This window comes from Stenotrophomonas sp. SAM-B (genome assembly GCF_013387485.1).
In the GTDB taxonomy this organism is placed as follows: domain Bacteria; phylum Pseudomonadota; class Gammaproteobacteria; order Xanthomonadales; family Xanthomonadaceae; genus Stenotrophomonas; species Stenotrophomonas maltophilia_AA.
The window spans coordinates 24,247-48,296 of sequence record NZ_JABBXB010000007.1 but is presented as its reverse complement, the minus strand read 5'-3'; the positions used below and the strand labels follow the sequence as shown (position 1 = coordinate 48,296).

Annotated in this window: 25 protein-coding genes; 11 read left to right on the top strand and 14 right to left on the bottom strand. The window is 68.5% G+C overall.

From position 1 onward, the window contains the following. Positions 1–48: 48 nt before the first annotated feature. Positions 49–1,320 (top strand): HAMP domain-containing sensor histidine kinase, encoded by a 1,272-nt coding sequence (locus tag HH110_RS14715; RefSeq protein ID WP_176990357.1) that lies wholly within the window; start codon positions 49–51, stop codon positions 1,318–1,320. Between the two features lie 7 nt (positions 1,321–1,327). Here the strand turns inward: HH110_RS14715 and HH110_RS14710 are convergent, their stop codons facing one another. Beyond that, positions 1,328–2,035, bottom strand: coding sequence for an SGNH/GDSL hydrolase family protein (locus tag HH110_RS14710; RefSeq protein WP_176990356.1), 708 nt, complete (start codon positions 2,033–2,035; stop codon positions 1,328–1,330). Positions 2,036–2,266: 231 nt separating this feature from the next. On the opposite strand from HH110_RS14710, the gene HH110_RS14705 reads away from it, so the two are divergent. The 8 genes from HH110_RS14705 to HH110_RS14670 all read left to right on the top strand — a co-directional run bounded on the left by HH110_RS14705 (position 2,267) and on the right by HH110_RS14670 (position 7,881). Further along, positions 2,267–2,647, top strand: coding sequence for a diacylglycerol kinase (locus HH110_RS14705; RefSeq protein WP_176990355.1), 381 nt, complete (start codon positions 2,267–2,269; stop codon positions 2,645–2,647). A 54-nt stretch (positions 2,648–2,701) separates the two neighbouring features. Beyond that, positions 2,702–3,451 (top strand): TerC family protein, encoded by a 750-nt coding sequence (locus HH110_RS14700; RefSeq protein ID WP_123728386.1) that lies wholly within the window; start codon positions 2,702–2,704, stop codon positions 3,449–3,451. A gap of 121 nt (positions 3,452–3,572) precedes the next feature. Beyond that, a complete protein-coding gene (locus HH110_RS14695; RefSeq protein ID WP_176990354.1) occupies positions 3,573–4,223 on the top strand; it encodes a LemA family protein in 651 nt (216 codons plus the stop codon). A 4-nt stretch (positions 4,224–4,227) separates the two neighbouring features. Then, entirely contained in the window at positions 4,228–5,124 is an 897-nt protein-coding gene (locus HH110_RS14690) for a TPM domain-containing protein (protein WP_176990353.1), read from the top strand. Beyond that, positions 5,124–5,612, top strand: a complete 489-nt coding sequence (locus HH110_RS14685) for a TPM domain-containing protein (protein WP_176990352.1) — start codon at positions 5,124–5,126, stop codon at positions 5,610–5,612. Before HH110_RS14690 ends, HH110_RS14685 begins: the two co-directional genes overlap by 1 nt. A gap of 84 nt (positions 5,613–5,696) precedes the next feature. Beyond that, entirely contained in the window at positions 5,697–6,587 is an 891-nt protein-coding gene (gene lgt / locus HH110_RS14680) for a prolipoprotein diacylglyceryl transferase (protein WP_176990351.1), read from the top strand. Then, complete coding sequence (locus tag HH110_RS14675; protein ID WP_176990350.1) at positions 6,584–7,378, top strand: thymidylate synthase; 795 nt, start codon at positions 6,584–6,586, stop codon at positions 7,376–7,378. Before lgt ends, HH110_RS14675 begins: the two co-directional genes overlap by 4 nt. Positions 7,379–7,389: 11 nt before the next feature. Beyond that, positions 7,390–7,881, top strand: coding sequence for a dihydrofolate reductase (locus HH110_RS14670; RefSeq protein ID WP_176990453.1), 492 nt, complete (start codon positions 7,390–7,392; stop codon positions 7,879–7,881). Between the two features lie 43 nt (positions 7,882–7,924). Here HH110_RS14670 and HH110_RS14665 read toward each other — a convergent pair whose 3' ends face one another. The 9 genes from HH110_RS14665 to HH110_RS14625 form a co-directional block, all read right to left on the bottom strand. Further along, entirely contained in the window at positions 7,925–8,968 is a 1,044-nt protein-coding gene (locus HH110_RS14665; RefSeq protein ID WP_176990349.1) for a symmetrical bis(5'-nucleosyl)-tetraphosphatase, read from the bottom strand. 13 nt (positions 8,969–8,981) lie between these two features. After that, positions 8,982–9,365, bottom strand: a complete 384-nt coding sequence (gene apaG, locus HH110_RS14660; RefSeq protein ID WP_176990348.1) for a Co2+/Mg2+ efflux protein ApaG — start codon at positions 9,363–9,365, stop codon at positions 8,982–8,984. 122 nt (positions 9,366–9,487) lie between these two features. After that, positions 9,488–10,324, bottom strand: a complete 837-nt coding sequence (gene rsmA, locus HH110_RS14655; RefSeq protein WP_176990347.1) for a 16S rRNA (adenine(1518)-N(6)/adenine(1519)-N(6))-dimethyltransferase RsmA — start codon at positions 10,322–10,324, stop codon at positions 9,488–9,490. Beyond that, positions 10,321–11,301 carry a 4-hydroxythreonine-4-phosphate dehydrogenase PdxA gene (pdxA, locus tag HH110_RS14650; RefSeq protein WP_176990346.1) on the bottom strand — a complete coding sequence of 327 codons (981 nt, stop codon included), beginning with the start codon at positions 11,299–11,301 and terminating at the stop codon, positions 10,321–10,323. The genes rsmA and pdxA overlap by 4 nt, the downstream gene beginning before the upstream one ends. 3 nt (positions 11,302–11,304) lie before the next feature. After that, positions 11,305–12,654, bottom strand: coding sequence for a peptidylprolyl isomerase (locus HH110_RS14645; RefSeq protein WP_176990345.1), 1,350 nt, complete (start codon positions 12,652–12,654; stop codon positions 11,305–11,307). Next, complete coding sequence (gene lptD / locus HH110_RS14640; protein WP_176990344.1) at positions 12,651–15,098, bottom strand: LPS-assembly protein LptD; 2,448 nt, start codon at positions 15,096–15,098, stop codon at positions 12,651–12,653. Before lptD ends, HH110_RS14645 begins: the two co-directional genes overlap by 4 nt. Positions 15,099–15,214: 116 nt before the next feature. Further along, positions 15,215–16,126, bottom strand: coding sequence for a histone deacetylase family protein (locus HH110_RS14635; protein ID WP_176990343.1), 912 nt, complete (start codon positions 16,124–16,126; stop codon positions 15,215–15,217). Positions 16,127–16,160: 34 nt separating this feature from the next. Further along, positions 16,161–16,715, bottom strand: a complete 555-nt coding sequence (locus HH110_RS14630) for a cob(I)yrinic acid a,c-diamide adenosyltransferase (protein ID WP_176990342.1) — start codon at positions 16,713–16,715, stop codon at positions 16,161–16,163. An 18-nt stretch (positions 16,716–16,733) separates the two neighbouring features. After that, a complete protein-coding gene (locus HH110_RS14625; protein WP_176990341.1) occupies positions 16,734–17,318 on the bottom strand; it encodes a hypothetical protein in 585 nt (194 codons plus the stop codon). A gap of 94 nt (positions 17,319–17,412) precedes the next feature. Here HH110_RS14625 and ubiH point away from each other — a divergent pair, with 94 nt between their 5' ends. Both ubiH and HH110_RS14615 read left to right on the top strand, forming a co-directional pair. Then, the gene (gene ubiH / locus HH110_RS14620; protein ID WP_176990340.1) at positions 17,413–18,618 is read left to right on the top strand and encodes a 2-octaprenyl-6-methoxyphenyl hydroxylase; all 1,206 of its coding nucleotides are present in this window, start codon (positions 17,413–17,415) and stop codon (positions 18,616–18,618) included. Next, complete coding sequence (locus tag HH110_RS14615; protein WP_176990339.1) at positions 18,615–19,790, top strand: UbiH/UbiF family hydroxylase; 1,176 nt, start codon at positions 18,615–18,617, stop codon at positions 19,788–19,790. Before ubiH ends, HH110_RS14615 begins: the two co-directional genes overlap by 4 nt. A gap of 9 nt (positions 19,791–19,799) precedes the next feature. On the opposite strand, the gene HH110_RS14610 is transcribed toward HH110_RS14615, so the two are convergent. The 4 genes from HH110_RS14610 to HH110_RS14595 form a co-directional block, all read right to left on the bottom strand. After that, entirely contained in the window at positions 19,800–20,195 is a 396-nt protein-coding gene (locus tag HH110_RS14610) for an EF-hand domain-containing protein (RefSeq protein WP_176990338.1), read from the bottom strand. Between the two features lie 114 nt (positions 20,196–20,309). Beyond that, positions 20,310–21,356: a 23S rRNA (cytidine(2498)-2'-O)-methyltransferase RlmM gene (gene rlmM, locus HH110_RS14605; protein ID WP_176990337.1), complete on the bottom strand. Its 1,047-nt coding sequence runs from the start codon at positions 21,354–21,356 to the stop codon at positions 20,310–20,312. 24 nt (positions 21,357–21,380) lie between these two features. After that, positions 21,381–21,941: a nucleoside deaminase gene (locus HH110_RS14600; RefSeq protein ID WP_176990336.1), complete on the bottom strand. Its 561-nt coding sequence runs from the start codon at positions 21,939–21,941 to the stop codon at positions 21,381–21,383. A 202-nt stretch (positions 21,942–22,143) separates the two neighbouring features. Then, positions 22,144–23,892 (bottom strand): glutamine--tRNA ligase/YqeY domain fusion protein, encoded by a 1,749-nt coding sequence (locus tag HH110_RS14595; RefSeq protein WP_176990335.1) that lies wholly within the window; start codon positions 23,890–23,892, stop codon positions 22,144–22,146. Positions 23,893–24,050 lie beyond the last annotated feature (158 nt).

The window sequence follows — 24,050 nt, the reverse complement described above, 5'->3', positions numbered from 1 at the left end:
TCACGGCAAGCTTTCCTATAATCGCCGCGAACCGCCCTGGACCCCGTAATGCCGCACGGTCTGCCGCGCAAGATCCGCATCGTCTTCATCCTGCAAGCCGTGCTGGCCAGCCTGGGCATCCTGCTGGGTGCCTGGCTGGTATCGCTGGTGATCAAGCACAGCCTGGTCAGCAGCGCACTGAAGGAAGAGGCCGGCTACTACTGGCAACTGCACGAGGCCTCGCCGGTGCAGCCGCCGCCCAATACCCAGAACATCCGCGGCTACCTGCTCGAGACAGGTCAGTCGCCGCTGAGCCTGCCGGCCAACCTGCGCACGCTCACGCCCGGCTTCCATGAGCTCAAGGACGACGACCAGCTGGTGCTGGTCGATGCGGGCCCGGAAGGCCGGCTGTACCTGGTGTTCCTGCGCTCGCGCGCGGAGATGCTGGCGTTCTGGTTCGGCATCGTGCCGGTGCTGCTGACGCTGTTGGCCGTCTATGGCGCCTCGTGGATCACCTACCGCGCGTCCAAACGCCTGGTGTCACCGGTCAACTGGCTGGCCCGGCGCGTCTCGCGCTGGGATCCGGGGCACCCGGAAGCGGCCGACCTGGCCCCGGCCAAGCTGCCCGCCGACATGCAGGGCGAGACCCGCCAGCTCGCGGCCGCGCTGCACTCGCTGGCAACCAAGGTCACCGCGCATGTCGCGCGCGAGCGCAACTTCACCCGCGATGCCAGTCACGAACTGCGCACGCCGCTCACCGTGATCCGCGTGGCCAGCGACATGGCGCTGGGCGACCAGGACATGACGCCGCGGCTGCGTCGCGGCCTGCAGCGCATCCAGCGCGCCGGACGCGACATGGAGGCGGTGATCGATGCCTTCCTGATCCTCGCCCGCGAGGCCGATGTCGAGCCGCAGGTCGAGCTGTTCGACGTCAACGAGATCGTCCGCTACGAGGTGGACAACGCCCGCGAGCTGATCGCCGGGCGGCCCGTGGAAATCCATCTGCACAGCAGCGGCCCGGTGATGCTGCACGCACCGCCGCGGGTGCTGCAGGTGGTGGTCAGCAACCTGCTGCGCAACGCCTGCAGCTATACCGACGAAGGCCGCATCGACGTCGACGTCGAAGCCGACCGCGTGGTCGTGCGCGACACGGGGATCGGCATGTCCGCCGAAGCGCTGGGCCGTGCCTTCGAGCCGTTCTATCGCGCCGAGCCCAGCCGCCCGCAGGGCACCGGGCTGGGGCTGTCGATCGTGCGCCGGCTGTGCGACCGCTTCGGCTGGAAGATCGGCCTGGCCAGCGAGCCCGGGCAGGGCACGCAGGCCACGATCCACTACCGCTGAGCCGCGCTCAGTCGCACTGCACCTTGGGCGCCAGCGCAGCCCGCCAGATCGCATAGCCTTCGGGCGTCATGTGCAGCATGTCCTCGCGGAACAGCGCCGCACGCGGCTGGCCGTCGGCGCCGAGCATCGGCGTGTAGACATCGGTGTAGCCGGTGTTGGGCAGGGTGGCCAGCGCCTTCCTGATCAGCCCGTTGGCTTCCACCACCGCCGGCAGCAGCTGCGCGCGCGAGGGGCTGGGCTTGATCGAGATGATCTCCACCGTGGTCTTCGGCAGGTCGCGGTGCACGCGGTTGACGAAGGCCACCACGTCGTCGCGGACCTGCGCCGGGCTGCGGCCGCTGTTGAGGTCGTTGTCGCCGGCGTAGAAGAACACCTTGCACGGCGCATACGGGATTACGATGCGGTCGGCATACCAGGTGCTGTCCCGCACTTCCGAACCGCCAAAGCCGCGGTTGAACACCGGCTGGCCCGGGAAATCGGCGGCCAGGCTCTCCCACATCCGGATCGACGAGCTGCCGATGAACTCGATGCCGCCGCGCGGTGGAGGACTGGCCGCGTCCTGTTCCGCGAACTGCGCCATGTCGCCGGCCCACGCCACGTTGGAGACCTGGGTCGGCACCTGCGGCGCGGCAGGGGCCGGCGTGCGCGCCAGTGCGGGCAGGGCGGCGCCCAGGGCAAGGGCGAGCAGAAGGGGGCGGGCAGGGCGGTGCAGCATGGACGACTCCTGTGGTGGGGCACCGAAGGCGCCCGGACGGGTAGGCGTTCATCATAGAAGCTGCCGCCGGGCCGCGCTTTACCACGGACGGGCGTTGGCCGCCTTCGACAATGCCCCGACCGGCTTATGGCAAAATGAGGGATTGCCTGCCCCATTCAGCGATGCCCATGACCGTCTGCCGTGTGCTGTTCCTGCCGTTCCGGCCCGCGTTGTCGACCGGGGTGCCTGCCCATGGCGGATGAAATCGGGCACCTGCCGCGCGGCCCCCGGCGCATCTTCAAGGCGGCGGTCTGGTCCTGGCAGGGGCTGCGTGCGGCCTGGCTGCACGAGTCCTCGTTCCGGCTGGAGGTGTACCTGCTGATCGTGCTCGCCCCGTTGGCGCTCTGGCTCGGCCAGACCCCGGTGGAGCGCGCGCTGATGATCGGTTCGTTGCTGCTGGTGCTGGCCATGGAACTGGCCAACTCGGCGATCGAGGCGGTGATCGAACGCTACGGCGCCGAGTTCCACGAGCTCGCCGGGCGCGCCAAGGACATGGGCTCGGCCGCCGTGTTCGTGCTGATGGTGAACGTACTGGTGTGCTGGACCCTGATCCTGCTGCCGCAGATTTTCTGACCTAAAACTTCTGACGCGTCACCCGCGTCATCCCCCCTGTAAGGATGGAAGTCCATGTTTCTTGAGCTGTTGTCCGACCCCAATGTCTGGTTGACCCTGCTGACCCTGAGCGCACTGGAAATCGTGCTGGGCATCGACAACCTGGTGTTCATCTCGATCGCGGTGAGCAAGCTGCCCGAAGCGCGTCGTCCGTTCGCGCGCAAGCTCGGCATCGCCGTGGCCTGCATCACCCGCATCCTGCTGCTGGTGTCGCTGGCGTACCTGGCGCACATGCAGGCCAACCTGTTCACGGTAGCCGGGATGGGCATCTCGATCCGCGACCTGGTGCTGATCGTCGGTGGCCTGTTCCTGATCATCAAGGGCGGCATGGAAATCCGCGAGCTGATCACCGGCGGTGAGGATGAGGATCCGACCACCACCAAGGCGTCGGCCGTGTTCGGCATGGTCATCGCGCAGATCGCCATCATCGACATCGTGTTCTCGCTGGACTCGGTCATCACCGCGGTCGGCATCGCCGAACATGTGCCGGTGATGGTCGCCGCGATCCTGCTGTCGGTCGCCGTCATGCTGCTGGCCGCCAATCCGCTGGGCCGCTTCATCGACGCCAACCCGACCGTGAAGATGCTGGCGCTGGCCTTCATCCTGCTGATCGGCGCGGTACTGATCCTGGATGGCCTGGACGTCCATGTGCCCAAGCCCTACATCTACGCCGCGATGGGCTTCTCGGTGCTGGTGGAGTGGCTGAACCTGCTGATGCGCCGTCGCGCCGTGGCCCACCACGTGCCGGGTGCCGGCAACTGGTAAGGGGGTAGGTGCCGACCGTTGGTCGGCACTCCCTGGGTACCGACCCACCGCCGTTACCACATCTGCTTTACCCAAGACGTGGCATGCTCCGGATCCCGTTCATCGAGATCCGGAGCCGGCCATGCGATCGTTCTCCCGTTTGTTGTGCCTGGCCGTACTGGCCTCCCTGTTGTCCGGTTGTGGCTACAACGCCATCCAGCAGAAGGATGAGCAGGTCAAGGCCGGTTGGGCCGAGGTGCTCAACCAGTACAAGCGCCGCGCCGATCTGATCCCCAACCTGGTGCAGACCGTGGAAGGCTATGCCAACCAGGAACGCCAGGTCCTGACCGATGTCACCAACGCCCGCGCGCGCGTGGGGCAGGTCAACGTCAACGCCGACGATGCCGACTCCCTCAAGCAGTTCCAGCAGGCCCAGGGCGAGCTGAGCGGTGCGCTGTCACGCCTGCTGGTGGTCACCGAGAACTACCCGAACCTCAAGTCCGACCAGGGCTTCCGCGATCTGCAGGCGCAGCTGGAAGGCACCGAGAACCGCATCACCGTGGCCCGCGGCCGCTATATCCAGATGGTGCAGGACTACAACACCTACATCCGCCAGTTCCCGCAGGTGATCACCGCCAAGCTGTTCGGCTATGCGACCAAGCCGAACTTCACGGTGGAGAACGAAGCGCAGATCTCGCAGCCGCCGGCGGTCAAGTTCGGCTCGCAGGCCCCGGCCCCGGCGCCCGCACCGCAGCCGCCCGCGCCGCAGCCGCAGCCGCAGCCGGCGAACTGAGCCCGTGACCACGCGCCTGCTGCGCTGGCTCCTGCTGCTCTGCCTGGCGCTGGCGTTGCCGGCCTGGGCGCAGCGCCAGGCCGCGATCCCGCCGATGTCCTCGCCCGTGGTGGACACCACCGGCACCCTGGACGCGGCGCAGATCCAGGCGCTGGAGGCGCAGGCGCTGGCCCTGCAGCAGCGCAAGGGCAGCCAGCTGCAAATCCTGATGGTGCCGAGCACCGCGCCGGAAACCATCGAGCAGTACACCCAACGCGTGTTCGAGCAGTGGTCCATCGGCCGCAAGGGCGTGGATGACGGCGTGCTGCTGGTGGTGGCCAAGGACGATCGCCGGGTTCGCATCGAGCCGGGCTACGGCCTGGAAGGCGCGATCCCGGACGCGATCGCCAACCGGGTGATCCAGGAGTACCTGGCCCCGCGGTTCCGCAGCAACGACTACGCCGGTGGCCTCACCGATGCCAGCGCTGCGCTGGTCAAACTGATCGACGGCGAAGCGCTGCCTGCGCCGGTGAGTACGCATCGCGCCCAGGACGCCCCTGCGGGTGGCAACTGGACGATGGCGCTGGGCATCGGCCTGTTCGCCGGTCTGTTCCTGCGCGGCATCCTGGGCTGGCTGCCGCGCCCCCTGCGTGCGCTGGCGAGCGGTGCCGGGGCCGGGGTGGCCGCGTTCCTGTTCACCTCGCTGGTGGTGGCCAGTGGCGCGGCCGCCGTGGTGGGCCTGCTGGTCGGCCTGACGTCGGCCGGTCGCGGCGGCGTGTTCGCGCGCAGTGGCGGCTGGGGTGGGGGTGGCTGGGGCGGTGGCGGGTTCGGTGGCGGCGGGGGGGGCTTCGGCGGCGGTGGAGGCGGCTGGGGCGGGGGTGGTGGACGTTCGGGAGGCGGTGGCGCCTCGGGAGGCTGGTGATGCGCTGGCTCCGGCACGTGTTCTCCCCATCGGTGCGGCGCGCCTTCCCACCCGCACATCTGCAGGCGATCACCGAGGCGATCACGGCGGGCGAGCGCCGTCACGGTGGCCAGGTGATGTTCGCGGTGGAAGCGGATCTGCCGCTGGCCGCGTTGTGGCAGGGCATCACCGCACAGCAGCGCGCCGGGCAGGCCTTCGCCCAGCTGCGGACCTGGGATACCGAACACAACAACGGCGTCCTGATCTACCTGCTGCTGGCCGACCATGCGATCGAGCTGGTCGCCGATCGCGGCCTGCGCGGGCGGATCGATGAGGCGCAGTGGCGGGCCATCTGCGCGCACATGCAGCAGCGGCTGCGCGAGGGCGCCCTGCAGGAGGCCGTGCTGCTGGCGATCGAAGAGGTCTCGGACCTGCTGGCCGGGCACTATCCGCCCGTTCCGGGGTCACAGGATGACGGCCTGCCGGACACGCCGCAGATTATGGGCTGAAGCCCGGCAATCGCGCGATCGCGGCCGCCGCGAGGCCGCTCCCGGGCGGCGCTAGAATATCCGCATCCCTGCAAGGCGCCCTTCATGATCTATTTCCACGATATCGACCCCATCGCCATCTCGCTCGGGCCGATCAAGGTGCACTGGTACGGCATCATGTACCTGCTCGGCTTCACTGCCGCCTGGTGGCTGGGGCGCAAGCGGATCGCGGCCGGGCGCCTGCCCGGGGTCGATGCCAACGGCTTCTCCGACCTGCTGTTCTACGCGATGCTCGGCGTCGTCGTCGGTGGGCGCGTGGGCTACATGCTGTTCTACGCGACCTCGGAATTCCTGCACAACCCGCTGCTGCTGTTCAAGGTCTGGGACGGCGGCATGAGCTTCCATGGCGGCCTGCTCGGCGTGCTGTTCGCCTCGTGGTGGTGGTCGCGCAAGCATCGCCTGCATCTGTTCGACACCCTCGATTTCATGTCGCCGCTGGTACCGCTGGGCCTGGGCTTCGGCCGCATCGGCAACTTCATTGGTGCCGAACTGTGGGGCAAGTACACCGATGGCAGCTGGGGCGTCGTGTTCCCGAGCGGCCTGCCGGCCCCGTTGAACGGGCTGGACCTGGCCACGCTCAAGGCCGAGTTCGCCACCGGCGCGCTCAACCAGTACGCCCGTCATCCCTCGCAGTTGTATGAAGCGCTGCTGGAAGGCCTGGTGATGTTCGTGGTGCTGTGGGCGGTGTCGGCCAAGCCGCGCCATCGCTACGTGATCGCCGGCCTGTTCGCGCTGATGTACGGCCTCTTCCGCTTCGCGGTGGAGTTCGTGCGCATGCCGGACAACGGCGTCTACCTTGCCTTCGACTGGTTCACCCGTGGCCAGCTGCTCAGCCTGCCGCTGGTGGCCTTCGGCCTGGTGCTGCTGGCGCTGTCGCGTCGCGCACCGGTGCTGCAGCCGGTGCTGCCGGCCGCCGCTGCCGGAGCTAAGGCATGAAGGCCTACCTGGACCTGCTCGCGCATGTGCTGGAGCACGGCACGGAAAAGTCGGATCGCACCGGCACCGGCACGCGCAGCGTGTTCGGCTGGCAGATGCGCTTCAACCTCAACGACGGCTTCCCGCTGGTCACCACCAAGAAGCTGCACCTGCGCTCGATCATCCACGAGCTGCTGTGGTTCCTGAAGGGCGATACCAACATCGGGTATCTGAAGGACAACCAGGTGCGGATCTGGGACGAGTGGGCCGATGCCAACGGCGACCTCGGCCCGATCTACGGCAAGCAGTGGCGCAGCTGGGCCACCGCCGATGGCGGCGCGATCGACCAGATGCAGTGGCTGGTGGACGAGATCAAGCGCAACCCCGATTCGCGCCGGCTGGTGGTCAGCGCCTGGAACGTGGGCGAGCTGTCGCAGATGGCGTTGATGCCGTGCCACAACCTGTTCCAGTTCTACGTGGTGGACGGCAAGCTCAGCTGCCAGCTGTACCAGCGCAGCGGCGACATCTTCCTGGGCGTGCCGTTCAACATCGCCAGCTACGCGCTGCTCACCCACATGGTGGCGCAGGCGACCGGGCTGGGCGTCGGCGATTTCGTGCATACCCTCGGCGATGCGCACCTGTACTCGAACCACTTCGAGCAGGCGCGCGAACAGCTCGCGCGTGAACCGCGCGCGCTGCCGAAACTCTGGTTGAACCCCGAGGTGACCGATCTGTTCGGTTTCCAGTTCGATGACATCCGCATTGACGGCTACGACCCGCACCCGGCGATCAAGGCCCCGGTGGCGGTGTGAGCGGCACGCCCCTGAAGCTTTCGCTGATCGCCGCGCTCGACACCGACCACGGCATCGGCCGCGACAACGACCTGCCGTGGAAGCTGCCCGATGATCTCAAGCGCTTCAAAGCGCTGACCGTCGGCAAGCCGATCCTGATGGGGCGCAGGACCGCGCAGTCGCTCGGGCGGGCCTTGCCCGGCCGGTTGAACCTGGTACTGACCCGCAGCGGGCAGGTGCCGTTCGACGGCATGCAGGCGGTGGCCTCGATCGAGCAGGCGCTGCAGGCAGCGGCGGACACCGACGCGGAAGAACTGTGCGTGATCGGCGGCGGCGAAATCTATCGCCTGGCGATGGCCCAGGCCACCGATCTGCACCTGACCTGGGTGCACACCACCGTGCCGGCCGATACCCACTTCCCGCCGGTCGATCCGGCGCTGTGGGTGGAAGTGGCGCGCGAACACCACGCGGCCGACGAGCGGCACGCGTACGCGTTCGATTTCGTGGATTACCGCCGCGCCTGAGCGGGCGGTGCAGGCAGGCCGGTCGCACTGACCGGCCTGCGGCTCATTCGGCGTCGCTGGTGACGTCGTTTTTCTGCGGCTGTTGCTGCGGCTGCTGCTCGGCGTTCTGCGCGGGCTTCGCACCACCGCCCTGGCGGCCCTGGCCACCCCGGCCACGATCGCGGCCCTGGCCTTGGCCTTGACCCTGACGCGGTGGACGCCCGCTCGGCGGCGCACCCTCGGCGGCCGGCCGGCGTGCCGGCGGACGCGGCGCGGAGACCGGCTTGGGCACATCGCGGCCCGGCACCTGCACCACGCGCAGTTCTTCGGTATCCAGCTGCAGCGCGGTGAGCTTGCCTCCCCATACGGCACCGGTGTCGATCGCGTGCACGCCCTGGGTGATGGTGAGGCCCAGCGCGGACCAGTGTCCGCAGACGATCTTCAGATCGCGCTCGGCGCGGCCCGGCACTTCGAACCAGGGATACAGCCCCTGTTCCTGGGTGCCCGGCGTGCCCTTGTCCTCGATCCCGATCCGGCCCCGCGGCGTGCAGTAACGCATGCGCGTGAACAGATTGATGATCGCGCGCGAGCGGTCGTAGCCGGCCAGGCCGGGTGACCAGCTCGGCTTGTCGCCGTACATGTTGCGGAACAGCTTGCGGTAGCCGCTGCCGTGCAGCTGCTGCTCGACCTCGCGGGCGTGCTTCTCGGCCAGCTGGGTGGTCCACTTCGGGGCCAGCCCGGCGTGGATCATCATCCAGCCCAGCTCACGGTCCACGTGGGCCAGCTTCTGCAGGCGCAGCCACTCCAGCAGCTCGTCGCGGTCCTCGGCCTGCACGATCCGCAGCAGGTCCGGGTTGACCTTGCGCTGCTCTTCCTCGGTGCGGGCACCGACGGCAAGCAGGGACAGGTCGTGGTTGCCCAGCACGATCACGCTGCTCTCGCGCAGCGAATGGACCAGGCGCAGGGTTTCCAGCGATTGCCCGCCACGGTTGACCAGGTCGCCGCAGAACCACAGCTTGTCGACCGCGGGGTCGAACTTGATTTTTTCCAGCAACCGCTGGGTGACGTCGTAGCAGCCCTGCAGGTCGCCGATGGCCCAGACACTCATGCGTGCGCCTCCATCAGTGCAGTGTGCGCGGAACGGTCAGGACGAACGGCGCGATGGCGGCGGCGAACTCGGTGCCGTCGTCGGCGACCATGTCGTAGTGCCCCTGCATCGTGCCGTGCTCGGTCTCCAGCATGACACCGGAGGTGTAACGGAAGTCTTCACCGGGGCGCAGCCGCGGCTGCTCGCCGATCACGCCATCCCCGTCGACATGCTCGATGCGGCCGTTGGCATCGGTGATCCGCCAGTGGCGGGCCACCAGCCGTGCCGCGACGCGGCCCCGGTTGAGGATGCGGATCGTGTAGGCGAACGCGTAGCGGCCGTCCTCCGGCGTGGACTGGTCATCGAGGAAGCGGGGGGCGACCTCGACGGAGATCGCGTAGTTTGCAGCGTCGTTCATGCAGGCAGTTTAGTGAATGTTGTGCACGATGAGATGAGTGCCGCCCGGCCGGGTGGCGCTCCCGTCATGAAGGTCGGGCGGTTCCACGTGCGCGCGGCCGGTCAGGGCCGCCGGCGGCGCGCTCACTCTTGCGGAGCGGCATCACCGTCGGCGCAGGGTACGTTCGCCAGCGCGATGAACTGCGCCACGTCCAGCTGCTCGGCGCGCGCATCGCTGCGCACGCCGGCGGCGTCGAACTGCTCGGGCGTGCACACGTTCTGCAGCGCGTTGCGCAGGGTCTTGCGGCGCTGCCCGAAGGCAGCCTTGACCACGTGGGCGAAGCGCTTGCGGTCCAGGATGCCAACCGTGGCCGGATCGCGCGGGACCAGCCGCACCACGGCCGAATCGACCTTCGGCGGCGGCCGGAACGCACCCGGCGGCACCACGAACAGCGAGGTCACCTTGCAGAAGGCCTGCAGCATCACGCTCAGCCGGCCGTAGACCTTGCTGCCCGGATCGGCGGCCATGCGGTCGACCACTTCCTTCTGCAGCATGAAGTGCATGTCGGTGATCACCGCCGCGTGGTCCAGCGCATGGAACAGGATCGGCGAGGAGATGTTGTAGGGGAGATTGCCGACCAGGCGGATCGGGCTGCCCGCGGCCAGTTCGGTGAAATCCACCTGCAGCACGTCGCGGTGGATGATGGTCATCTCGCCCAGCGGTTCGGCGGCGGCGGCCAGCGGCCCGACCAGATCCCGGTCGAACTCGATCACGGTCAGCTTCGGGTGGCGGCGCAGCAGCGGCAGGGTGATGGCGCCCTGGCCCGGGCCGATCTCGACCAGGCGGTCGCCGTCCTTCGGGTTCACCGCCAGGACGATCTTGTCGATGTAGCTGCGGTCGGCGAGGAAGTGCTGGCCGAGCTGCTTCTTGGCGGGGCCGGAGAAACCGGGCGCGCCGGAGGAGGAATACGAAGAAGTCATGGCACCAGTGTACGTTGGCGCGCCAGCCGGGCACACAGCGCGGTGGCAGCGAGGAGGCTGGAGGGGTCGGCGATGCCGCGGCCGGCCAGATCCAGGGCGGTGCCGTGGTCGACCGCGACGCGCGGGTAGGGCAGGCCCAGGGTGATGTTGACGGCCTGCTCGAAGCCGCTGTACTTGAGCACCGGCAGGCCCTGGTCGTGGTACATCGCCAGCACCGTGTCGAAGCCGGCCAGCTTGGCCGGCAGGAACGCGGTATCGGCCGGCAGCGGCCCGACCAGGTCCATGCCCCGGGCGCGCAGGCGCTCCAGCAGCGGGATGATCAGGTCGAGCTCTTCGCGGCCGAGATGGCCGTCTTCGCCGGCGTGCGGGTTGAGGCCGAGCACGGCGATACGCGGCGAAGCAAGGCCGAAGTCGCGCTGCAGAGCATCGTGGATGATCTGCAGGGTCAGCGCCAGGCCATCGGCGGTGATCGCATCGGCCACCGACCGCAGCGGCAGGTGGGTGGTCGCCAAGGCGACCCGCACGATCGCGTTGGCCAGCATCATCACCACCGGGGTGCGGGCTTGGTCGGCCAGCAGTTCGGTGGTGCCGCTGTAGGCGATGCCGCCTTCGTTGATGACCGCCTTGTGCACCGGGCCGGTGACCACACCGGCCAGTTCACCGGACAGGCAGGCCTGGCCGGCCTGGCGCAGGGCACCGATCACCGCGCCGGCATTGGCCGGGTCCGGGGTGCCGAAGCGCGAGGGGGCGGCATTGCGCACCGCGCGCAACGGCAGATCGCCCGGCTGGCGGGCGATGGCGTCTTCAGGCAGGAGCTGCAGCGGCAGCGACAGCGCGGCGGCGGCAGCCTGCAGCGTGTCCGGGTCGGCGAAGGCTAGAAGCCGGCAATCAGTGCGCGGCTGCTGGATCAGTCGAAGGCAGAGCTCCGGGCCGATCCCCGCCGGCTCGCCCGGTACCAGCGCGAGCTGCGGGAGCATGGATCAGGACTGCGGCGGGGTGGCGGCCGCGGCGCCGCCCGGGGCGTAGCCGCGCATGTCCACGTAGGCTTCGCCACGCAGTTCCTGCAGGAAGCGGTTGTACTCTTCTTCCAGCTTGCGGCGGCCGATCGTTTCACGGATCTGGGCGCGCTGGTTGTCGGTGGTGGCATCGGTCTGGCGCGTGGCGACGCGCTGGACGATGTGCCAGCCGGCATCGGTGCGGAACGGCTGGCTCACGCCGCCGTCGGCGACGCCTTCAACCTGCTTGCCGAAGTCCGGGCCGAACGCGTCGGCCGGGAACCAGCCCAGATCGCCGCCCTGGCCCTTGCTGTTGTTGTCTTCCGAGGATTCCTTGGCGACCGCGTCGAACTCGGCGCCGCCGGCGATGCGGGCGCGCAGGGTATCGATCTTGGCCTTGGCCGCGGCATTGTCCTGCTGGTCGGTGATGCGGACCAGGATATGACGGGCGTGGTACTCGGTGATGGTGTGACCACCGCCGGCGGCGGCGCTGGCATCACGCACTTCCACCAGCTTCAACAGCTGGAAGCCACTCGGGCCACGCAGCGGACCGACCACGTCGCCGGACTTCATGTCTTTCATCATCTGCGCGAACGCGTTCGGGATTTCGTCCAGCGAACGCCAGCCGAGGTCGCCGCCTTCCAGCGCGTTCGGGCTGTCCGAATAACGGACGGCGGCCGCGTTGAAGTCGATCTCGCCCTTGTCCAGCAGTGCCTTGACGCCATCGGCCTTCTTCTGGCCGGTGGTGATCTGATCGGCGGTGGCGCCTTCAGGCAGGCCGATCAGGATGTGGGCCAGGTGGTACTGGGTACCGGCGGCCGCCTGCTGCTTGAGCGCGCCATCCACTTCACCTTCGCTGACGCTGATCCGGCTCTGCGCGAAGCTCTGGCGCAGGCGCTGGACGGTGATCTCGTCGCGCACCGAATTGCGGAAATCGTTGAAATCCAGGCCATCGCTGGCCAGGCGCTGGCGCAGGGCGTCCAGCGTGGAGCCGTTCTGCTGGGCGATGGCGTTGATCGCCTGGTTCAGTTCCTGGTCGCTGACCTTGATGCCGCTGCTCTCGGCGCGCGCCACCTGCAGCTTGACCAGGACCAGACGCTCGAGCACCTGGCGGCTGAGCACGTCATCGGGCGGCAGCTGGTTTTCACGACCGGCGTACTGGGCCTTGATGTTCTGGACGGCGCGGTCCAGTTCGCTCTGCAGCACGACGTCCTCATCGACGATCGCCGCGATGCGGTCCAGCGGCTGACTCTGCTGGGCCAGCACCTGCAACGGGGCCGTCGCGGAGGAGACCGCCAGCAGGGAGGCGAGGAGTACGGGAAGGGTCTTGGTCATGGGATCTGATTCGGATCGTAGTCGTCGCGGGCTGCACCGGTGTTGCTGGGCGGCACCAGATAGAGGTCGTCTCGGTAGTACCCGAGAATAGCACGGCGCAAGGTGCGGTCCGTGTTCTGGCCGATGGAGCTCAGGCCCTTGAGCACGAACTCGATCTGGAAGGAGTTGTTGAGTTCACCCTCGCGGTTGCGCACGTAGCGGCGGGCGATCGCGCGGACGGCGAGGCAGCAGCTGTCCCACTGCACGCCACCGATGATTTCCAGCGGGGCGCGGTCCTGGATGGAGTAGTAGTAGCGGCCGACCAGGCTCCAGCGCTCGTTGAGCGGGTAGAGGAAGGACAGGTCGGCCTGCTCCAGCAGCGTCCGGTCGCGGCGGGTCGCCGTGGTCGATGCCTGCGGGTTCAGACGGCTGCGGTAGGTCAGGTTGACGATGCCGTCGTTGGACATCAGGTAGCGCGCACGCACGCTGGCCAGGTCCTCGCGCTTGTACTTGGGATCCCACTGATAGGTGGCGCCCAGCGTCCAGCGGTCGTTGATCATGTAGTTCGTATCGGCGATCCAGGCCGACTTGCCCTGCTCGACCGGGGTTTCAACACTGTTGAGCGTAACCCGGGAATCGTCGAAGTACAGGATCTGGCCGATGCTGCCCGAGAAGCGTTCCTTGCCGGTGTCCTGGTCGATGAAGCGGGTGCTAAGCGCCAAGGTCAGCTGGTTGGCGTCGTTCTGGCGATCGGCGCCGGAGTAGCGCGAATCGCGGAACAGCTGGCCCCAGCTGAAGGTGAAGTCACGGGTATCGAAGACCGGCAGGTCGCTCTGGTCGCGGTACGGCGTACGCAGATAGAACAGGCGCGGTTCCAGCGTATGCAGGAAGCGGGTGTCGCCGATGGTGGTCTCGCGGTCGAAGAACAGCCCGGCGTCGATGGTGCCGATCGGCAGGCTGCGGCTCGGCGAGGTGTTGCCGCGCAGCTGGTCCGGGGTGGCAACCGCCAACTGTTCCGGGGTCAATTGGTTGCGACGGATGCTGTCAGCCAGGCCCCGCTCCAGGTCGTACGCGGTATAGCGGTAGGCCAAGGTCGGGGTGACGTACCAGGCCGCGCCGCTGAAGGGCATCGAGACGTACGGTTTCACGTCCAGGCGCGAACCGCCGTCCATGCTGCGTGACACGCCGGTGCGCTCGTATTCCTGGTCCGCGCCGAACTTCTCATGCACATCCAGATGCGTGAAGTTCACCGCTTCGGCATATACGCCGGTTTCCAGCCACGGCAGCAGCGGCTTGTCCCAGTTGACGAACAGGCGCGGCTGGCGCGCGTACGGCAGGGACGACTCGGTCAGGGTGTAATCGGTGAGCTGCCAGTAGTCGGCCATCAGGCCGCCGGTCCAGTTCTCACCGGTGCCGTAGAGGCCGATCTGGCTCTGCAGGTTGGAGGTGGTCACCCCGAGCAGCCGATTGGAGAAATCCTCCAGATAGCGCTCGTCGCTGACCCAGGCCAGGCTGGCGCGGGCCTGCCAGTTGGCGTTGATGTTGTGGTACCCGCTGAACTCCACGCGGCCGCGATCCTTGTCGCGCAGCTTGTCGTTGGGCAGGTAGGCGGTCAGCAGCTCGCCGCGGCCACCGTCGTACAGATAGCGGAATTCGTTGTCGAGCATGAAACCGCGCTTGCTCATGTAGCGCGGCATCAGGGTGTCGTCGAAGTTCGGCGCCAGGTTCAGGTAGATCGGCTGGGTGTAGTCGAAGCCGTTGCGGCCGGACAGGCCGATCTGCGGGTAGAGCAGGCCGGTCTGGCGGCGATCATCGATCGGGAACTTGAAGTACGGCGCCCACAGCACCGGCACCTTGCCGATCCGCAGCACGGCGTTGCGCGCGGTACCGAAGCCGGCGTCGTTGTCGACCTCGATCTGCGGCGCCGACAGCTTCCACACTGGCTGCGAGGGGTCGCAGGTGGTGTAGGTGGAGCGGTGCATCTGGCCGACCGCACCCTGCAGGTCGATCGACTCGGCACCGCCGTTGCCACGGCGGGACACCAGCTGGTACTGGATGTCGCTGATCTTGTGGGTGTCGCTTTCCTGGTTGCCTTCGGCGCGACGGGCCTTCATCCGGATCGAGGAGTCCTGGTAGCGGACGTTGCCCTCGGCGATGTAGTTGCCGCTTTCGGTATCGAAGCTCAGGTTGTCGGTGCCCAGGAACTGGTCGCCGCGCTTGAGCGCGACATTGCCCTGGTAGTTGGGTACCACGGAGGTCCCGGTCAGTTGGTCGCCTTCGATGTCCGTCGGCTGCTGGTCACGCGTCGCGGCCGCGGCTTTGTCGGCCTTGGGCGCATCGTCGAACACGGGCAGCACGTCGGTCACCGGGCACAGGCCCCAGTTCACCGGCTTGTCGTCGGCCAGGGCCGGCAGGCAGATGGCGATACTGAGGGGGAGGGGCAGCAGGCGGAGGGCTCGGCGCACGCGGTATCGGATTCGGGCGAAAACGGATCGTAGCTTGCCCCATCCCTTGCATAGGGGCAATGAAGGTCTCGCCCACGCAGGGGCCCGGGTTCATTCGTCGGACCGGTCCGCGCGGATCAGCGCAGCTGGCCGACGTGGGCCACGCTGCATTCGGCGAGGGCCTGCAGGTCGTATCCGCCCTCCAGCATCGAGACGATCCGGCCGGCCCCGTGGCGGCGGGCCAGCCCGCGCAGCTCGGCGGTGATCCAGGCGAAATCCTCGGTTTCCAGCATCAGATCGGCCTGCGGGTCGCGCATGTGCGCATCGAAGCCGGCCGAGATCAGCAGCAGCTGGGGCCGGAAATCGTCGATGGCCGGCAGCATCTCGTCGGCCCAGGTGTTGCGGAAACGGAAGCCGCCACTGCCCGGCGGCAGCAGGATGTTCATCAGGTTGCCGGCCCCGCGGTCGCGGCGCAGGCCCGAATTGGGGAACAGCCCGGCCTGGTGGGTGCTGTAGTAGGCCACCCCGGGATCGGCGATGAAGATGTCCTGGGTGCCGTTGCCGTGGTGGACATCGAAATCGACGATGGCGATCCGCTCCAGCCCATAGCGGTCGCGCGCATAGGCGGCGGCGATGGCGATGTTGTTGAACAGGCAGAAGCCCATCGCAGTGCTGGCGCTGGCGTGGTGGCCGGGCGGGCGCACGGCGCAGAAGGCCACCGGGTCCTCGCCCAGCATCACCGCATCGACCGCCGCCACGCCGGCACCGGCCGCGTGCAGGGCCGCGCTGGCCGAGCCGGGCGAGGTCATGGTGTCCATGTCGATCAGGCGCAGCTGCTCGGTCTGGGGCTTGAGCACCAGGTCGATCAGTTCGCTGTCGTGGACCCGTGCCAGCTCACCGAGCTTGGCCGGCGGAGCCTCGCGCCAGTCCAGCTGGTCCGGATAGGCCGCCTTCAGCGCATCGAGCACCCCCTGCAGACGGGCCGGGCATTCGGGATGGCCGCGGCCGGGATCGTGTTGCAGACAGGCGGGGTGGGTGAAAACCAGCATGCGGGCAGGGTATCCGGTGGGGCGGCAGGGCCGCTCAGGCGTGGCGGCGCTCGTGGCGCCAGAGCACCTCGCCGTGGCCATCCGCCCGGGCCAGCACGCGCGCGAGCACGAACAGCAGGTCGGACAGGCGGTTGAGGTAGTGCAGTGCTTCCGGGCGGACCGTCTCCCGCCGCGCCAGCGTGACCGTCTCGCGCTCGGCCCGGCGCACGATGGTGCGGGCCAGGTGGCAGCGCGCGGCGGCCTCGCCCCCGGCCGGCAGGATGAATTCCTTCAGCACCGGCAGGTCGGCGTTGTAGTGGTCCAGCTGCCGTTCCAGCGCCTCGATATCGGCGGCGTGGATGGCGGCATGGCCGGGAATGCACAGCTCGCCGCCCAGATCGAACAACTGGTGCTGGATCACCGTCAGCAGGGCGCGGACATCCTCCGGCAGCGGCACCGCCAGCAGCACGCCGAGCGTCGAGTTGGCCTCGTCGACCGTGCCGTAGGCGGCCACCCGGGCGTCGTCCTTGGCCACGCGGCTGCCATCACCCAGGCCGGTGCTGCCATCGTCACCGGTGCGTGTATAGATGCGGGACAGGCGATTGCCCATGAACGAGGCCGGCCGCGCTCAGCGCAGCACGTCGCGGCGCGCCTGCAGCAGCTTGCCGACCTGTTCGGTCGCCAGCTGCAGCGCGGCCGCCAGGCCGACGTAGACCGCCGCGGTGCGCAGGTAGGGCAGGAACCAGTCGCCGTAGTTCTTCGCCCAGCCGTCGAGGGTGGGGGCGGCCACGTTGTCGCTGGTCCAGTAGAAACCGCCCTGGGCGAACAGATGGCAGACCGCCACCGCCGCGACCAGCAGCAGCGCGCCCTTGCCCAGCGCGGCCCAGGTGGCGCCGTGGTAGCTGCGGCGGAGCAGCAGGCCGCCGCTCCACATCGCGAAATAGGCCGGCAGCAGCATCCAGTAGCCCGGCGAGACGCAGTAGTGCTGCCAGAAATCCAGGCCGCTGCGGCGGATCACGAACCAGTCGACCAGCACCGCCAGCGCCATCAGCAGCGGGAACGCCCAGCGGGTCCACGCGCGCAGGTAGAAGCCGCCGATGAAGAACACCGCCCAGGATGCATCCGGAATCGCCGCGAAATGGTTGACCCGCGTGGCCGCCATCAACAGCACGAGCACGGACAGGACGAAGGCGCGTTGGGCAGTGGAGGTCATGGCGGTGACGGGTGGGGGCAGGCATTCATTCTAGCGCCTGCTGCGGCAGCCCGCCGCACGCCGCCGGAACGGGCGAACCCTTATCATGGCGGGCATGAGTGAACGACATGATGTAGTGATCGTAGGCGGCGGGCTGGTGGGTGCCAGCCTGGCCATCGCCCTGGACCGTGCCGGCCGCGATGTCGGCCTGGTGGAGGCCTCGCCGCTGGGCGCGCTGCCGGCAGTGTTCGACCAGCGCAACCTCAGTTTCGCCGCCGCGACCGTCAACGCGCTGACCGCGCTGGGCGTAATGCAGAAGCTGGCCGGTGCGCCGGGCGCGATCACCCGCATCCACGTCAGCCGCGCCGGCGATTTCGGCCGGGTGCAGATGGAGGCCGCGCAGTACCAGCGCCCGTGGTTCGGACAGGTCGTGGTCGCCCGCGATTTCGGCCAGGCGCTTGAGGCGCGGCTGGAGACGCTCACCCGGCTGACCCGCTATCGTCCGGCGCGCTTCGTGCGCCTGGGCAGCACGGTGGACGGCTACCGTCAGGTCTTCATCGCCGATGACAGCGGCGAGCGCTGTCTGCTGGCGCGTCTGGTGGTCGGCGCCGACGGGACCCGCAGTGGCGTGCGCGAGGCACTCGGCATCGGCGTGGATGAACATGATTTCGAGCAGACGCTGTTCGTGTCGCGGGTCCGCGCCGCGCGTGCGCCGGACGGCACCGCGTACGAGCGCTTCACCGACACCGGGCCGACCGCGCTGCTGCCGCGTGGCGACCGTCATTTCGGCGCGGTGCATGGGGTTGCCCGTGACCAGGCCGAGGCCGTGATGGCGCTGGACGATGCCGCCTGGGTGAACCGCCTGCAGGGCGCCATTGGCTGGCGTGCCGGCCGCCTGCTGGAGAGTGGCCCGCGCAGCGCCTATCCCTTGATCCAGGTGCTGTCGCGCGCGCTGGTCGGCGAACGCACCGTGCTGCTCGGCAATGCCGCGCAGACCATCCACCCGCTGGGCGCACAGGGCTTCAACCTGGGCCTGCGCGATGCATTGACGCTGGCCGAACTGGTGGCCGACACCGATGACGCCGGCAGCGATACGCTGCTGCAGGAACACGTGGCCCGGCGCCTGGAAGACCGAGAGCAGACCATCGCGTTCTCCGGCGGGCTGGCGCGCCTGACCAGCAATCCGGCACCGCTGATGCGCCCGCTGCGTTCGCTCGGCCTGTTGGCCGCGCAGGCCACGCCGATGCAGTCGATGCTGGTCGGGGGCGCGATGGGCTTCCGCGGCCAGGTCCCGGCGCTGTGCCGCGGAGCCGGCCTGTGAGCCGGCGCCCGCAGGACGTGGTGGTGGTCGGTGGTGGCGTGGTCGGCGCGGCCTGCGCACTGGCGCTGGCCGATGCCGGGCTGTCGGTGACGCTGGTCGAAGGCCGCGAGCCGGCGGCCTGGCAACCGCAGCAGCCGGACCTGCGCGTGTACGCGTTCGCGCCGGACAACGCCCAGTTGCTGGCCACGCTCGGCGTGTGGCCGGCGGTGACGGCCGCGCGTGCCTGTGCCTACCGCCGCATGCGGGTCTGGGATGCGGCCGGCGGCGATGAACTGCGCTTCGACGCCGACAGCCTCGGCCGCGAACAACTGGGCTGGATCGTCGAGAACGATCTGCTGGTGGACCGCCTGTGGGCGGCGCTGCCGGCGGCCGGCGTGCAGCTGTGCTGCCCGGCGCGGGTCGAGGCGCTGGAGCAGGACGCCAACGGGGTGCGCCTGCGCCTGGACGACGGCCGTCGCCTTGAAGCATCGCTGGCGATCGCCGCCGACGGTGCCGAATCCACCCTGCGCCGCCTGGCCGGGCTGGAGGTGACCCGCCAGGATTACGGCCAGCGTGGCGTGGTGGCGTATGTCGATACCGAAAAGAACAACGAAGCCACCGCGTGGCAACGCTTCCTGGTGACCGGGCCGCTGGCGGTGCTGCCGATCAGCGCGCAGCGCAGTTCGATCGTGTGGACGCTGCCCGATGCCGACGCCGAGCGCGTGCTGGCACTGGATGACGCGGCATTCGGACGCGAACTCACCAACGCCTTCGCCGGCCGCCTGGGCGCGATGACGCTCGCCTCCAGGCGGGCGGCCTTCCCGCTGCGCCGGCAGCTTGCCACCGGCTACGTGGCCGGCCGCGTGCTCGCACTCGGTGATGCAGCGCACGTGGTGCACCCGCTGGCCGGGCAGGGCGTCAATCTCGGCCTGCGTGATGTCGCTGCCTTGCGGGCGATGGTGCTGGCGGCACAGCAGCGCCGCCAGGACTGGATGTCGCCGCACCGGTTGCAGCGCTGGGCACGCGAACGCCGCAGTGAGAACACCGTCGCTGCGTACAGCTTCGATGCGATCAACACGGTGTTCTCCAATGATGAGATGCACCTGACCCTGGCGCGCGGCCGCGCGCTGGGCTGCGCCGGCAAGCTGCCGCCACTGGTGTCGCTGTTCTGGAAGCGCGCGGCGGGGGTGTGACCCGCGCGCTCAGTCGATCAGCCAGCCGGCCAGATCGGCGCGGTCCAGCTTGCCGCGGCGCTTCACGTCCAGTGCGTTGAATTCATCGGCCAGGGTCGGGTTGGCCTGTGCCTCGGCGCGGCTGATGAAGCCATCGCCGTCGACATCCAGCGCCGCGAATGCGATGCGGTACTGGCCGACCACGCTCACCGGCTGCACCGAACGCACCGTCACCGCCGCCTCCCCGGCCGGGGCGGCCAGCGTCACCTGATGGGTGACCTCGCCCTGCGACAGCGGCTGCGCGCGCACGCTCACCGGCACCTCGCGCAACGGTTCGCTGACCGCCGGCGACGGGGTGCGGACCTGGGCCAGGGCGAGCGTGGGCAGCAGCGTCAGTAACAGGATGAGGCGGGATCGGCGTCGCATGGAAACTCCGTTCTTGACGTAGGGGGCGCCGGGCGACCGGCGCGTGCTTCGATCATTGCCGCGCGTTGCGCGGCCAGCCGGGCATGGCCCGGCGCTACTGGCGGTGCGCTTGGGTCAGCGCAGCGGCGAGGCCAGCACCGTGATCTCTTCGCGGTCGTGGTACAGCTGCTTGGCGCGCAGATGCAGCGGCTTGCCCGCCTGCTCCTGGAACAGCTCCAGGCACATGCGGGTTTCATCCCAGCGCTTTTTCATCGGCAGCTTGAGATTGAAGATCGCGTGCCTGCACCAGCCTTCGCTGAACCAGGTGGCCATGCGTTCGGCCACGCGGCGCGGTTGTTCGACCATGTCGCAGACCATCCAGTCCAGCGGCGTCTCCGGCTGCCAGTGGAAACCATCGGCGCGCAGATGTTCGACCAGGCCGGTCTCCAGCACGTGCTCGCGCAGCGGGCCGTTGTCGACGCTGATCACCCTGACGTGCTGGCGGGTCAGCACCCAGGTCCAGCCTCCCGGGGCGGCGCCCAGATCGGCCGCGCGCATGCCCGGCTTGACCAGCAGTTCGCGCTCTTCCGGTGTCATCAGCGTAAGCAGTGCTTCATCCAGCTTCAGCGCCGAGCGCGAAGGCGCGTCGGGCAGCAGCTTCAGGCGCGGGATGCCCAGCGGCCACGGCGCACTGTCTCGGGTATCGGCCACGCACACGAAGGCATGGCGTCCATCGACGAACACGATGTGCAGGCGCGGCAGGCCGGTGTTCGGCTTGTCGGTCAGTAGGCCGGCCTTGCGCAGCGCCGGGCGCAGCGCATTGCCGAATGCGCGGGCCAGGCCGGCCAGCGGCTTGCCCTCGTCCGAATCGGGATGCTCGACCCACATGTCGCCGAAGCGCTGCTGGCCCTGCAGGGCAGCGATGATCGGGGTGATGCGGTCGGCGGCATCGAGCTGGGGCAGCTCGGCCAGCACCTGCAGCTTCTGCCGGGCGAAGATCAGCGAACGCCAGGACAACGCCTTGGACAGCGCCGCACCTTCCTCGGTGACGAACACCACGTAGCCGTCGTTGCGCTGGGTGCGCGCGTAGCCGGCGACGTTGGCATAGGCCGCGCGCTCGGACAGCTCGGCGGCCAGTTCCGGCTCAAACCCCTGGCGGCAAAGGCACAGCAGGCCGCTCATCGCTTCGCGCCTGAAGCGCGGGAATCAGTAATGTGCACCGTTGGTTTCTCCATACTGGCGCAGGACCGCGCGCGCTGCATCGCGCTCGATGTCGCGCACGACCTCGATGCCACGCTTGTTGAGTTCGCCGATCCAGTCCGCCGGCAGCGGGCCTTCATCGAACGGGGTGAGTTCTTCCACATCCTGGGCGCTGGCACCGATCAGCAGACGATCGATGCCGGCCCAGACGGTCGCGCCGTAGCACTGGCAGCACGGCTGCGAGGAAGTCGCCAACGTGATCGGCGACAGCACATCGTTCAGGCGCGGCGTCTGAAGGCGCTGCTGGGCCAGCATGTAGGCCATATTTTCGGCATGCGCCAGCGAGGTTGTATGCGGGACCACGCGGTTCACGCCAGCGGCGATCACACGATGATCCGGCCCAAACACCACGGCGCCGAACGGGCCGCCGGTCTGCGCCTCGACATTCAGGCGCGACAGCTCGATCGCCAGCGCGACCTTGTCGGCGTCCTCGGGATAGACACGGCTCAGATCGATCTGGTCGTGGATCCAGGCGGGCAGGGTGAGATGGACTTGCGCGTACAGCATCGGGACATGGACCTCGTGGAAGATGGAGCAGCGGCAGTGTATCGGGCCGTGCGTAGGGATGCCGTGCCCGCGCTGAACGCGGCCACGCGGGCGCCGGCGCAGGGCTGCGCCGATCGCGGGAGTGCTGGAGCGCAGGCCCTGCCGTGGCAGGGTCGCGCTGGAAATACACGGTGGCCGGTGCCAGGCACCGGCCGGGGGCCGCTTACGCCGACCAGGTATCGCGCAGGGTCACGCTGCGGTTGAACACCGGCTTGGCCGCGGTGTGGTCGCGGCGATCGGCGACGAAGTAGCCGGTGCGCTCGAACTGGAACGACTGCTCGGGCGTGGCGCTGGCCGCAGCCGGTTCGACATAGCCGGTGACGGTGCGGCGGGAGTCCGCATTGAGGTAATCGCGGTAGGTCTTGCCGTCGGACTCGTCGTCCGGGTTCGGCACCGAGAACAGACGGTCGTACAGGCGGATCTCGGCCGGCACCGCGTGCACGGCGCTGACCCAGTGGATGGTGCCCTTGACCTTGCGGTTGGCACCTTCCATGCCCGGGCGCGATTCCGGATCCAGCCAGCCGCGCAGCTCGGTGATGGTGCCGTCGGCGTCCTTGATCACCTCATCGCAGCGGATGATGCCGGCGCCGCGCAGACGCACTTCGCCGCCCGGCACCAGGCGCTTCCAGCCCTTGGGCGGGACCTCGGCGAAATCCTCGCGCTCGATCCACAGCTCGCGCGCGAACGGCACCTCGCGGGTCCCGAACGCCTCATCCTTGGGATGGTTGGCGAAGGTCAGGGTTTCTGCGTGGCCCTCCGGCAGGTTGGTCAGCACCAGCTTGACCGGATCGACCACCGCCATGCGGCGTGCGGCGGCACTGTCCAGGTCTTCGCGCAGCGCGCCTTCGAGCACGCTGAAGTCGATCAGCGAGTTCTGCTTGCTGATGCCCACGCGCTCGGCGAACAGGCGCATCGCTGCCGGGGTATAGCCACGACGACGCAGGCCCTGCAGGGTCGGCATGCGCGGGTCTTCCCAGCCATCCACCAGCTGCTCGGTGACCAGCGCCATCAGCTTGCGCTTGCTCATCACCGTGTAGTTGATGTTCAAGCGGGAGAATTCGATCTGGCGCGGCTTGGCGGCTTCACGCGGCAGGCCGCGATCGACCAGCGGCTGGGTCAGCGCATCGTCGTGGGCGAAATCGACGTTGTCCACGCACCAGTCGTACAGCGGGCGGTGGTCTTCGAACTCCAGCGTGCACAGCGAGTGGGTGATGCCCTCGATGGAATCGCCCAGCGCATGCGCGAAGTCGTACATCGGGTAGATCGGCCACGCATTGCCGGTGTTCTGGTGTTCGACGTGCTTGATCCGGTACAGCGCCGGGTCGCGCAGGTTGATGTTGCCGCTGGCCATGTCGATCTTGGCGCGCACGGTGCGCGCACCATCCGGGAACTCGCCCGCGCGCATGCGGCGGAACAGATCCAGGTTCTCTTCGACGCTGCGCTCGCGGAACGGCGACGGACGGCCCGGCTCGGTCAGGGTGCCGCGGTAGGCGCGCACTTCCTCGGCCGTCAGGTCGCACACATAGGCCTTGCCATCGCTGATCAGCTTCTGCGCGGCCAGGTAATAGGCATCGAAATAGTCCGAGGCATGGCGCAGCTCGTTCCACTCGAAGCCCAGCCAGCGCACGTCATCCTGGATCGCGGCCACGTACTCCGGATCTTCCTTGGCCGGGTTGGTGTCGTCGAAGCGCAGGTTGCACACACCGTTGAACTCGCCGGCGATGCCGAAGTTCAGGCAGATCGACTTGGCATGGCCGATGTGCAGGTAGCCGTTGGGCTCCGGCGGAAAGCGCGTCTTGATCGCGGCATGCTTGCCGGCAGCCAGGTCCTCGCGGACGATCTGACGGATGAAATCCCGTTTTTCCTGGGCTTCCGGAAGGGCGTCGGTGGGGGCGGCGGTAGACTCGGACATGATGCGCGGTCGCAGTTAAAAGGCAGAAAGACCAACAGTTTAGCCTGTCGCAGCGCGACAGGCTAAACGGGTAGGTGCCGACCGTTGGTCGGCACGCCTTTCGCTGGCCGGCACGACCGGATCCGGTTGCGCCTGGATGATGACCGCCGCGTGGGTCG